Raw genomic sequence first — 12,836 nt, 5'->3', positions numbered from 1 at the left:
CGCCTGGATAATTTAAACAAATATAATAAAGTGCCAGCTCATACACTTATGTCTTTATCCTTACTGTTGGTAAGGAAATTAAACGCTATTCAATGTCTTTCTAAATGGCAAGGTAAATGAAACAACCGCAAGAAATTTCTGTTAAGTCTGATAATTTCAGGCTAAATGATGACATTAGTAAGCTTAGCGAAGCTTTTTCTTTTTCTGCATTTCGCTATGTTGATATTGCGCGTGAAGAGCGACTGGCAGCTATCCTTGCACGTTGGCCATTATTAAATGAGCTATCTGCGCAACAAAAGGAAAATGCATGCCGGTCTTAGCGCTACAGGGCGTGCGGGGAGGCGCGGGCACCACTTCCGTGACGGCGGCTCTGGCCTGGGCGTTACAGCAGCTGGGCGAGCCGACCATCGTGATGGACTGGTCGCCGAGCAATCAGCTGCGCCAGCATTTTAATACGCCGCAGAGCGAGACCCGCGGCTGGATGCGCGCCATGCTGGACGGCGAAGACCCGCAGCATGTGGCGTTACGCTATCCCAACGGCCCCGACTTTATCCCGTTTGGCCAGCTAACCTGCGCAGAACGCACACACTTTTACACCGATCCAGCGCCGTTCGCACATGCATGGCTGCCTTACCTTGCCGCGTTAAAAACCCATTACCGCTGGGTTTTACTCGATTTGCCGGGCGGCGAGCAGCCCTGGCTGCAGCCGGTTTATGCTCAGGCTAATCGGCTAATTCAGCTGCTGGTAGCCGATGGCAACGTTCATCTACGACTACATCAGCCCGTTGACGATCTTCAGCCGCTCTATTTGCTCAACCAGTTTAACGCCAACAGCAAAGTTCAGCAGGATCTGCATCAGCTGTGGATCAGCACGCTGCGCAATCTGATTCCGCTAATGATCCATCGTGATGAAGCGCTGTTTGAAGCACTGCTAAATAAACAGCCGCTGGGAGAATACCGGCCGCTGGCGCTGGCCAGCGAAGAGATCACCACGCTGGCGAACTGGCTAATGATGCATATCCGCGAGGAGATCGCATGAATCCGTTACGCTGGCTAATCGCGGCGCCAGCCTGGCAGGCACTGAGTGCGCGTTATAACGGTTATCTTCATGCTGGCACCTCAAGGCTGGCGGCCAGCATTCACTGCTTCTGGCTGGTGCTGGGCTGGTCGCTGCTGCGTTTTGAAACCGCTGGCTGGCAGCGGATTATTGCGCAGCGCCGCACGCTCTATCCGCATATTTCTCCGGAGCGCCCGCGCCCGCTGGACATCGTGCGCTTTTTTACACAGAGCCTGTGGTTGTTGCTTTTCCTGCCGCAGGACGGCAGTGCCGTTAGCCAGCGTAAAAGGTTTAACGCGTTTCGCCACCTGTTCAGCTGGCGTCAGGGCTTTCATCAGTGGCTTGATCGCCTGCCGCAGCGTATCCAACATGGCGATCGGCTGGAACAGCGGCTCAGCCGCCTGCCGCCAGCGCTGCGCAAATTAGTCTTTGTTTTATCCAGCATCGCTGCCGCCCTGCTGGCGCTGCTCTGTATTTCTCAACCGCTTGATCTGTTTACACAGTTTATCTTTGTGGCAATGCTGTGGGGGCTGGCGATGGTGGTGCGGCGTGTGCCGGGTCGGCTGGCGACCATGATGCTGATCGTGCTGTCGCTGACGGTTTCCTGCCGCTATCTCTGGTGGCGTTATACCTCCACGCTGAACTGGGACGATCCGCTCAGCCTGACGTTCGGTCTGCTGCTTATCGGCGCGGAAACCTACGCCTGGGTGGTGCTGGTGCTGGGCTATTTCCAGACGCTGTGGCCGCTGCATCGTCAGCCGGTCTCGCTGCCGGAAGATCCGCGCCTGTGGCCGACAGTCGACTTGCTGGTGCCCACCTATAACGAGCCAATGAGCGTGGTAAAACCCACTATTTATGCCGCGCTGGGCATCGACTGGCCGAAAGATAAGGTCAATATCTACATTCTTGATGACGGTAACCGCCAGGAGTTCCGCGATTTTGCGGCCAGCGTCGGCGTGCGTTATGTGGCGCGCCCGACGCATGAGCACGCCAAGGCGGGCAATATCAATAATGCGCTGCGTACCGAATGTCAGAGCGAATTTGTCACTATTTTTGACTGTGACCATGTGCCGACGCGCTCTTTCCTGCAAATGACGCTGGGCTGGTTTATCAAAGATAAAAAGCTGGCGATGCTGCAAACGCCGCATCACTTTTTTTCTCCCGATCCTTTTGAGCGCAACCTGGGCCGTTTTCGTCGTACGCCGAACGAGGGCACGCTGTTTTATGGTCTGGTACAGGATGGCAACGATACCTGGGACGCTACTTTCTTTTGCGGCTCCTGTGCGGTGCTGCGCCGCAGCGCGCTGGATGAGATCGGCGGCATTGCGGTAGAAACCGTGACGGAAGATGCGCACACCTCGCTGCGTTTACATCGTCGCGGCCATACTTCCGCCTATATACGTATTCCCCAGGCGGCTGGCCTGGCAACGGAAAGTCTTTCTGCGCATATTGGTCAGCGTATTCGCTGGGCGCGCGGCATGGTGCAAATTTTCCGTCTCGATAACCCCCTCATGGGCCGTGGCCTGAAGCTGGTACAGCGACTTTGCTATGCCAACGCCATGCTGCACTTCCTGTCGGGCATTCCGCGCCTGATTTTTCTGCTGGCGCCGCTCGCCTTCCTGCTGGCGCATGCCTATATCATTTTTGCCCCGGCATTAGCGATCGCCATTTATGTGCTGCCGCATATGCTGCATACCAGCCTGACCAACTCGCGCATTCAGGGCCGCTACCGCCACTCTTTCTGGAGTGAGGTCTATGAAACGGTGCTGGCCTGGTACATTGCCCGACCCACCACCGTGGCGCTGTTTAATCCACACAAGGGCAAATTTAACGTGACGGCCAAGGGCGGTCTGGTGGAGGAACAGCATCTCGACTGGGTGATTACCAGGCCCTATATGGCTCTGGTGCTGCTCAATCTGGCAGGCGTTTTCATGGCGGGCTGGCGTATCGCTTACGGCCCGGAAAATGAGGTATTGACGGTACTGGTCAGTCTGCTGTGGGTGTTCTACAACATGATTATTCTTGGCGGCGCGGTGGCTGTTTCGGTCGAAGCGCGTCAGATCCGTGAGGCGCATCGCGTGGAGATGGCGATGCCCGCCGCGATTGCCCGTCAGGATGGTCATATGCTGCCCTGTACGCTGCGCGACTATTCGGACGGTGGCGTAGGCGTCGAACTGCGCGAAACGGATGCGCTGAAAGATGGCGAAGAGATCTCTCTGCTGCTGCGACGTGGTCAGCAGGAGTTCAGCTTCCCGGCGAAGGTGCAGCGCGTATTTGGCCGTCGGGCCGGTATCCGCCTGACTAACCTTTCCACGGCAGAACATATTGAATTTATTCAGTGTACCTTTGCCCGCGCCGATACCTGGGCGCTGTGGCAGGATGGCTTCCCGGAAGATAAACCGATTCAAAGCCTGACCGACATAATGATTTTGGGCTTTAAAGGCTACATCCGCCTGGCTGAGTATGGGCCGGCGCGATTACGCCAGTTGTTCTTAATGCTGACGGCCTTCCTTTCCTGGCTGGCGTCGTTTTTTCCCAAAGGCGTAGGAAGCGCAACGGCAGGCATTGCCGGTGTGAAACAATGACTCAACTGATGATGCGACAATGACGAGAAAAATAAGCTGGTTTACCGCAATGCTGGTGGGGCTGCTCCCGCTGGCCCATGCTGCCCCTGAGCCCAATCCTGCGGAGCAGGCGATGGGTATTGCTCAGGTAGAGGAAGCTGCTGCGCCCGCTCAGATTCAACCTGCCAATACGCCACCCGCTGACGCTCAGCCCGTGGCCACGGTTGTTACGCCGTCAGTTGCCGCTGCGCCGGTGCGTAATAGTGAGTTAACGTTCACTAACGTTGCGCCGCCGCCGGGCAGTTTGACGCTACGGGGCATCCGTACGGATGGTCAAATCGAGTTTGGCGTACGCAGCGATGAATTGGTAACGCAGGCGGTGCTGCATCTGACCTGGCGTCCTTCACCGGCGCTGCTGCCGACCTTATCGCATTTCAAGGTCTACCTGAATGATGAGCTGGTCGGGCTGGTAACCATCACGCCGGAACAGCTGGGTAAAGAGAGCCAGACGACAGTTAACATCGATCCACGTTTCATCAGTGATTTTAACCGTGTGCGCTTCGAGCTGGTCGGGCATTACACCAACATCTGTGAAAATCCCGCCAACAGCGCCATCTGGCTCGATATTGGTAAAGAGAGTCGGCTCGATTTAACGCTGCAAAAACTGCCGCTGAAAAACGACCTTTCTGACTTCCCGGAACCTTTTTTCGACAGCCGTGATAATCGTCCGTTGCAGCTACCGATGATATTTGCCAGCGCGCCGAATTCTGACGAGCAACACGCGGCGGCGCTGCTCGCCTCATGGTTTGGCGTACGGGCGCAGTGGCGCGGCCAGTCATTTCCGGTGCTCTATAATCAGCTGCCGCAACAGCAGCATGCGGTAGTTTTTGCTACCAACGCGCACCGTCCCGACTTCCTGAAGGATTATCCGGCGGTTGACAAACCCACCGTGGAAATCATCAGCCAGCCCGACAATCCTTATCAGAAGATGCTGCTGGTTCTGGGGCGCAACGATGAGGATCTGCTGACGGCGGTAAAAGGTATCGCCCAGGGCGATGTGCTGCTGCGCGGTCAGTCCGCTACCGTTGAACAGGTGAAACAGCTGACGGCTCGCCAGCCTTATGATGCGCCAAACTGGGTGCGTACCGATCGCGCCACCCGGTTCTCTGAGCTGCAACAGTATGAAAACCAGCTGCAGGCAGATGGCATTCAGCCCTCTCCGATTAGCCTGACGCTAAACCTGCCCCCGGACCTGTTTCTGGTGCGCGCGCGCGGTATCAAAATGGATCTGGCCTACCGTTACACCTCGCCGTTGCAAAACGACGGCTCGCGGCTGGCGGTTAACCTGAATAATCAGTTTATGCAGGATTACCCGCTGCAGGTAAAAGACGATAGCGGCAAACAGCTGCTGCATATTCCGCTGATTCAGGGATTACAGGATAACGGCACTTCGCTCACTATTCCGGCGCTGCGTCTGGGAGTGGTTAACCAGCTGCGCTTCGATTTCGATTACGCTGCCACCGTGATCGGCGGCAGCAGCGATGGACGCTGTGAGACGGTGTCGCCGGTAACGCATCATGTGGTAGTGGATGGCAATTCGACTATCGATCTCTCCGGCTATCGTCACTATATCGCGATGCCTTCGCTGCGTGCTTTCGCCAACGCTGGTTTCCCGTTCAGCCGTATGGCCGATTTATCGCAGACGCTGGTTCTGGTGAACGCCCAGCCGCAGGCTGAACAGGTAAGTGCTCTGCTGAATGCCGTAGGCAATATCGGCGCGCAAACCGGTTTCCCGGCGCTTAACGTGCAGATCAGCGACGACTGGTCAAACGCCAAATCAACGGATGCAGATATCTTGCTTATCGGCACAGTACCTGATGATTTACGCGAAGATAGCCGCATAAATCTGCTGGTCGAACGGGCGAAAAGCTGGGTGAATAAGCCGGTGCGTCAGGCGGTACTGGATAATGTCGATACGCCGGCAGGCGATCGCACCGCCGCCAGCCGCACCACCATTGTTTCCGACGGACCGATGGCGGCGATCATCGGCTTCCAGTCTCCCTTCCACGATCAGCGCAGCGTAGTGGCGCTGCTGGCGGATAGCCCACGCGCTTACCAGCTGTTAAATAACGCCCTGCTTGATAGCGGTAAACGCGCCGCGATCTACGGCTCCGCCGCCATTATCCGCGAATCTGGCATTAATAGCCTGCGCGTAGGCGACAGCTATTTTGTCGGGCATCTGCCGTGGTGGGAGCGTCTCTGGCACGCGCTGGCGTCCCACCCGCTGCTGATGGGGCTGTTTGCGGTGGTGGTTGTACTGTTGGTGGCCCTGATGGTTTGGCGGCTGATGCGGCTGGTGACGCGTCGTCGACTGGGTAATGAGGATGACGAGTGATTACGCTAATACTGCGTTACACAATGCTGGCGCTGATGTTACTGGCCGCAGGGCGCGCCAGTGCGGAATGCGCCGCCTGGCCGGAGTGGGAGCAGTTTAAACACCACTACATCAGCGATCAGGGACGGGTGATTGATCCCTGGGAGGGGAAAAATATCACCACCTCTGAAGGACAGAGCTACGCACTATTTTTCGCGCTGGTGGCCAACGATCGGCCAACGTTCGATCTGCTGCTGCGCTGGACGGAAAACAACCTGGCGGCGGGCGATCTGACGCAGCGTTTGCCTGCCTGGCTGTGGGGGCAGGAGAGTAAAAGCGGTAAATGGCAGGTGCTGGATGAGAATCCCGCTTCTGACGCCGATGTGTGGATCGGCTGGACGCTGCTGCAGGCAAGCCAGTTATGGCACAGCCGCAGCTATCAGGGAACCGGCACGCTGTTGTTAAACCGGGTCGCGAAAGAGGAAGTCGCTACTCTGGAAGGCTTTGGCATGATGCTGATGCCGGGCAAAGTGGGTTTTATCCAGTCGGATAGCTGGATGATTAATCCCAGCTATCTGCCGCTGCAGCTGTTAACACGTCTTAGCGCGTTAAAAGGCCCCTGGCCGGAGATCAACCGCAACGCGCTGCGCCTGTTGCAGGAGACCGCACCGAAAGGTTTCGCGCCGGACTGGTATGTCTGGCAGAGCGGCAGCGGCTGGCGTCCTGATAAAACAAAAGGGCCGGTTGGCAGCTATGATGCTATCCGGGTCTACCTGTGGGCCGGTATGCTGAGCGATAAGGATCCGCGCAAAGCGCCGCTGCTGGCGCATTTTGCGCCGATGGCACGTCTGACGGAAGCATCAGGCGCTCCGCCGGAGCGCGTCAATGTGCTGACCGGTGAGCCAACGAATCATGGCAACGTGGGCTTTTCGGCGGCGCTGCTACCGTTCCTGGAAGGCTCACGTGCGCTAACAGCACAGCAACAGCGCCTGGAACAAAGTCCACCCGGCAGCGACGCCTACTACAGTGGCGTTCTTAACCTGTTTGGCAGCGGCTGGAGTGATAAACGCTACCGTTTCAACCTGCAGGGTGACCTGCTACCGGCGTGGGATCCGCAATGCGCAACTTCAGATTAAGCTGCCTGAGCCTTTTACTGCCGGGCATGCTCGGCATCAACAGTTTGCCTGCCTGGGCGGCCGAAGCGGCGCGCGAAGTGTCGCCGGTTGAATGGCTGCTGGAACAGGTGCGCACCGGGGAAGCGACCAACAAATATGAGTTAGTGACGCAGGCGCTTTATCGCCTGGATAAAATCGATCCTGATAACCCGGAAGTGATTGCCGCCCATCTGCGGCTGGCGTTACGTCAGGGCGATCAGGGTAAAGCGCAGCAGTATATGGCGCAGTTAAAGCAGATTGCGCCCGACGCACGGGCAACAAAAGAAGCGCAGTCCGGCATGCTGCTGATTAACGCCGGGGGGCGTCAGCAGCTGCAGCAGGCGCGTCTGCTGGCAACCTCCGGTCGTTTAGCGGAGGCGCGGGCGGCCTGGGATACGCTGTTTAACGGCACCTTCCCCGACGTGAACTTAGCGCTGGAGTACTGGAGCCTGGTCTCCCGTATCGACGGCCAGCAGTCGGTGGCGCTGGCTAATCTGCAGGCACTGGATCAGCGCTATCCGGGCAACGTCGGCGTGCGTATGCAGCTGGCGCGGCTACAGTACCAGAATGATAATGCCACCCAGGCGACCGAACAGCTGAAAACGCTGGCGGCGGATCCGGTCGGACGCGATCAGGCTGCCGAACTGTGGCTGAGCAATATTCAGGCACAGCCGGTCACCGCAGAGAGCGTGGCGCAACTGCAACAATACCTGGCAACCTTTACCAGCGGCGTGGCGCATGAAAACGGCGAACAGGAGCTGGCGCGTCAGCAAAAAATGTTGGCCGATCCCGCCTTCCAGCTGCGTTCGCGCGGGCTGGTGCTGGTGGATAAAGGCGCAGGCGCAGAGGCGATACCGGCGCTGCAGGCGGCGCTGAAGCTAAACCCAAACGACGCCGAGCTGCTGGGCGCAATGGGGCAGGCGCAGGCGCGTGCCAATAATCGCGCCGCCGCTGCCCGCTATTTTGAGCAGGCGTTGAAAGCAGGTCAGCAAAGCACCAGCGTGGGCATGTGGCAGAGTTTGCTGCAAACCAACCGCTACTGGCTGACGATCGAAAACGGTGACAAGGCGCTGGCGCAAGGCGATATTGCCGGAGCCGAGCGCCAGTATCAACAGGCGCGCACGCTGGATAACAGCGATAGCTATGCGCTGGTCGGTTTAGGCGATGTGGCGCTGGCACGTAAAAACAGTGCAGAGGCGGAGCGACTGTTTCATCAGGCATGGCAAATGGATCGCACCAACAGTACGGCGGTGCGGCGGCTGGCAGCAATTTATCAGCAGCAGTCGCCGCAAAAAGCGATAGCCTTTATCAATGGGCTAAGCAGCGAACAGCAGCGGGCGCTTGGCAGCACGCTGAATAGCCTGCGTAGCGATATGCTGCGCGCCGAGGCGGATACGCTGGCCCAGCAGGGAAACTGGGCTCAGGCGGCGGAAAAATATCGCGCGGCGCAGCAGAACGCGCCGGACGATGTCTGGCTCAACTATCGGCTGGCCAACGCGCTGGTTAATACCGGTGAGCCGCAGCGCGCTGATAGCCTGATGGCCGCCATGGCGCAGCGTCTGCCAGCCGATCCCACGCAAGTTTATGCCCACAGCCTTTATCTCTCCGGCAGCGATCGGGATGAAGAAGCGCTGATCCAGCTTAACAGCCTGCCGCAGGCGCGTTGGGATCAGAATATGCGCGAACTGGCAGAACGTCTGCAGCAGAATAAAGTTTATGCGCAGGCTGAGGCGCAGCGGGCAGCGGGCAACAATAGCGCGGCGGTCGCGCTGCTTAATGCGCTGCCCGCCTCGCCACGGCGCGATATTACGCTGGCTGACTGGGCGCTGGCGGAAGGCTATCCGCAGCAGGCGCTGGCAGGTTACCAGCAGGTGCTGGCGCAGGATAAAACCAGTCAGGACGCCGCGCTGGGGCAGATAGAAGCGCTGGTGGCGCTGAATCGCAAGGCTGAGGCGCGTAGCGCGCTGAACGCGATGCCTGTCGGCGCGGCGGAGGCGAGCCTTAACGTCGGACGGCGATTGGCGAATGCCTGGCAAAGCGTGGACGATGCTGTACGTGCGCGTCAGCTATATCAGCAGCTGAAACCGCGCGCGCAGCAGGAAGCGCCTTCGCAAGGCAGCGCGCTGGTATTTCGCGATGCGGCGCAGCTGGAGGGGCAGCAGCAGCCTGAACGGGCTTTACTGGATTATCAGCAGGCGATGGTGGCCAGCGGCATTATACCAACGCTGCCAAAAGATAACTTCGCCTTTACCCGGTTAATGCGTAATAACCCGGGCGATGACTGGCTGAAGCGCGGTATTCGCAGCGATGCCGCCGAGCTTTACCAGCGCCAGGATACCACGCTGAAGCTGGAGCAGGACTATTCGCGTAATAAAGGCACCGGCGGGATTTCCGATCTCACCGCGCATACCACTATGTTGCAGCTGGAGACGCCGCTGGCTGCTGGAAAAAGCTTTGTGCGTGTCGATCGCGTCGACGTTTCGGCTGGCACCTTTTCCACTGAAAACGGCCAACATACCGAAGTGTTCGGCACCTGTGCCGATAACGGCTCCGCAGGCTGTAGCGGCAATCTGAAACAGCGTGCGGAAGGGGTGGCCGTAGGCGCAGGCTGGCAAAACGATCGCTGGTCGGCGGATATCGGCACGTCGCCGATGGGCTTTGAAGTCGTGAACTGGGTGGGCGGCGTCAGCTGGAACACCGATGTTAAGGATGTGGGCCTGACCTTTACCGCCTCGCGGCGACCGATTTCCAGCTCGCTGCTGGCTTATGCCGGCGCACGCGATCCCAGCCCGCAGGGTGGAAAAAGTTGGGGCGGCGTGGTGGCGACCGGCGGCGCAGTGGGCCTGAGCTACGATCGCGGCGGATCGCATGGCGTCTGGGCGGATCTTAGCGCGCATCAAATCACCGGTAAAAATGTTGCCGATAACAGCCGCGAGCGTTTGATGGCGGGCTATTATTATAAGTTGATAAACGAGGATAACCGGCGCGCCACTATTGGCCTGAACAGCATGCTGTGGCATTACCAAAAGGATCTGAGCGATTATGCTTTTGGGCAGGGTGGCTATTACAGCCCGCAACAATATTTTTCCCTGGCGGTGCCGTTAAACTGGCGGCAGCGCACTGAGAACTGGTCATTTGATGTTGGCGGCTCGATTTCCTGGTCGCGTTCAAAAACCCATTCGCAGCAGCGCTATCCGGTTTATCCTGGTTTTGAAACGACGGCGAATGAAACCGTCGCAGGAAGTTCCGGCAGCGGCTTCGGCTATACGCTGCGTGCGGCGGTAGAGCGACGTCTGACGACGCACTGGACGCTGGGCGTGGCGGTGGATATTCAGCAGGCGAAAGATTATACGCCCAGCCACGGTCTGATTTACGCTCGCTATTCGCTGGGCGGTTGGGAAGGCGACCTCGACCTGCCGCCGCAGCCTTTAGCTCCTTACGCTGACTTCAAGTAGCGTCCTGCCTGGAAAAACCCTAAAACGGTTTCCTGCCGTCACCATCATTGCTTAAAAAACAGCAACCATGAGATATACTCCTGGTTGCTTTTATCGTTATTGCCCGCTTCCCGGGGCCTGGAGAATAGCTTTGCGCGTTAGTCGGTCACTTACGATCAAGCAGATGGCAACGGTATCTGGCGTTGCGGTAGTGACTATCTGTATTTTTATCGTTATTCAACTTTTTCATTTTGTGCAGCAGCGCAGGACAGACTACGCCCAGCAAATGGAAAACATCGCGCATACGGTGCGACAGCCGCTGTCTGAAGCGGTGCTGCGTGCCAATATCCCGCAGGCTGAACGCATCCTGCAATCTTTAAAACCCGCCGGTATTCTTTCACGCGCCGAAGTGGTGCTGCCTAACGCTTTTCAGGCGTTGCATACTGATTTTGAGAATGAAAAAGCGGTGCCGCGCCTGATTGCCCGGCTGTTTGAACTGCCGGTGCAGATCACCGTACCACTGTATTCGGTGGAGAGCGCCGCCTCGCCGAAACCACTGGCCTATCTGGTGCTGCAGGCCGATTCATGGCGCGTGTACCAGTTTATCCTCAGCACCATGGCCACAATGCTGACCACTTATCTGCTGCTGGCGCTGATCCTCTCCATTGCGATCAGCTGGTGTATTAACCGGATAGTGATCCATCCGCTGCGCGATATTGCGCATGCGCTGCAGGATCTGCCGCCGCAGGATATTCTGACTCATAAATTGCCGCTGCCAAAGCTGCACCATGACGATGAAATTGGCATGTTAATCCGCAGCTATAACCGCAACCTGCAGGTGCTGGAGTCGGTGCATGATGAGATGAGCCGCCTGACCACGCATTATGTTTTGACCGACCTTCCCAACCGCACGCTGTTCCTGGCGCTGCTGGAGCAGCACTTAAAAGCCGCCGCCTACAGCGGGCCGTTTACCGTCATGGTGGTGCGCATAGAGACGCTGCTGGAAGCCAACGGCGTGCTGACGGAAGAGCAGCGCGATACGCTAACCTTGACGCTGCTGGAAAAAATTCGCGGCGTTATTGAAGAGCGAACCGTGCTGGGTCAGCTTGGCGTCAGCGATTTCGCGCTGCTGGTAAAAAAGGCGAACAACCCGTTTCGTGCCTACCGTCTGGCACGTAATCTGATGAACCGTTTGCATCAGCCGGTCAGCCTGCAAGAGGTGCAGCTACGCCCGACGCTCAGCATTGGTATTGCTCAGCGCGATGCCAGCAATATGAACGCGTCAGAACTGTTGGGGCGCGCGGTTTCCGCCATGATGTCTGCGCGTCACCAGGGCAAAAATCAGATTCTGTTTTTCGATCCGTTGCTCACCGAGCGGGCGCAGCGGCGGCTGACGCAGGAACACGACATTTTGCAGGGGCTGGAGCAGGAGCAGTTTGCACTGTTTTTACAGCCGCAGATTAATATGGCCAGCGGCGAGCTGGTCGGCGCAGAGGCGTTGCTGCGCATGCGCCAGCCAGACGGCAGCTATAGCCTGCCGGAAGAGTTGATCACCAATGCTGAGGAGATTGGCGTTATCGGCGCGCTTGGGCGCTGGGCGCTGGAAGAGGCGTGCCGGGTACTGGCGGCCTGGCAGAAGCGTGGTATTCAGCTGCCGCTGAGCGTAAATATTTCCGCTATGCAGCTACGCGAACCGGGCACAGTCTGGCATCTGCAGGAGCTGCTAGAGCGCCACCGTATTCAACACGGCAGTCTGGTACTGGAGTTAACCGAAACCGCGCAAATCGGCGATACCGCGCAGGCAAAAAGCCTGCTTGGCGCGCTGCAGGAGGTGGGCGTGGCGGTGGCGCTGGATGATTTCGGCACCGGCTATGCGAATCTGAGCTATCTGCATCAGTTCCGCTCGCTGCCAATCAGCAAGTTAAAAATGGATCGCAGTTTTGTGTCGGCGCTGCCCAGTGACGATACGATGGTCAGGATTGTGGCGGCTATCTCGGAAATCACCGCGCTGGATGTGGTGGCGGAAGGCGTTGAAACGGCTTCACAACGCGACTGGCTGCTGGCGCGTGGCATTACCATTGGGCAGGGCTATCTGTTTGACGGGCCGCTGTCGCTGAACGATTTCGAGAAATGGCTGGCAACACTCTCTCCTCAAAACTAATGGTAAAGGGCCGCGCTGCCGCTCACAACGCGTGAAGCGGTATAGCGAGGCCTGCAAAACCGCAGCATTTAATTCTGAATATCTGGTTATAG

7 protein-coding genes are annotated in these 12,836 nt (G+C 57.9%); all 7 read left to right on the top strand.

The window, feature by feature from the left end; translation table 11 throughout:
- Positions 1-116 precede the first annotated feature (116 nt).
- The 7 genes from bcsR (at position 117) to hmsP (ending at position 12,744) form a co-directional block, all read left to right on the top strand.
- Positions 117-320: a cellulose biosynthesis protein BcsR gene (gene bcsR / locus B1H58_RS06770; RefSeq protein WP_085068882.1), complete on the top strand. Its 204-nt coding sequence runs from the start codon at positions 117-119 to the stop codon at positions 318-320.
- Positions 308-1,039 carry a cellulose biosynthesis protein BcsQ gene (bcsQ, locus tag B1H58_RS06765; RefSeq protein ID WP_085068880.1) on the top strand — a complete coding sequence of 244 codons (732 nt, stop codon included), beginning with the start codon at positions 308-310 and terminating at the stop codon, positions 1,037-1,039. The genes bcsR and bcsQ overlap by 13 nt, the downstream gene beginning before the upstream one ends.
- Positions 1,036-3,642 (top strand): UDP-forming cellulose synthase catalytic subunit, encoded by a 2,607-nt coding sequence (gene bcsA, locus B1H58_RS06760; RefSeq protein WP_085068878.1) that lies wholly within the window; start codon positions 1,036-1,038, stop codon positions 3,640-3,642. Before bcsQ ends, bcsA begins: the two co-directional genes overlap by 4 nt.
- 19 nt (positions 3,643-3,661) lie before the next feature.
- On the top strand, positions 3,662-6,016 hold the full coding sequence (gene bcsB / locus B1H58_RS06755; RefSeq protein ID WP_085068876.1) for a cellulose biosynthesis cyclic di-GMP-binding regulatory protein BcsB: 2,355 nt from the start codon (positions 3,662-3,664) through the stop codon (positions 6,014-6,016).
- Positions 6,017-6,039: 23 nt separating this feature from the next.
- Positions 6,040-7,131 (top strand): cellulose synthase complex periplasmic endoglucanase BcsZ, encoded by a 1,092-nt coding sequence (bcsZ, locus tag B1H58_RS06750; protein WP_085072246.1) that lies wholly within the window; start codon positions 6,040-6,042, stop codon positions 7,129-7,131.
- Positions 7,113-10,604, top strand: a complete 3,492-nt coding sequence (gene bcsC / locus B1H58_RS06745) for a cellulose synthase complex outer membrane protein BcsC (protein WP_085068874.1) — start codon at positions 7,113-7,115, stop codon at positions 10,602-10,604. Before bcsZ ends, bcsC begins: the two co-directional genes overlap by 19 nt.
- Positions 10,605-10,734: 130 nt before the next feature.
- Positions 10,735-12,744, top strand: coding sequence for a biofilm formation regulator HmsP (hmsP, locus tag B1H58_RS06740; protein ID WP_208615341.1), 2,010 nt, complete (start codon positions 10,735-10,737; stop codon positions 12,742-12,744).
- The last annotated feature ends 92 nt before the right edge of the window (positions 12,745-12,836 follow it).

The organism is Pantoea alhagi (genome assembly GCF_002101395.1).
GTDB lineage: Bacteria > Pseudomonadota > Gammaproteobacteria > Enterobacterales > Enterobacteriaceae > Mixta > Mixta alhagi.
The sequence above is the reverse complement of the archived record's forward strand: the minus strand, read 5'-3'. Positions and strand labels throughout refer to the sequence as shown.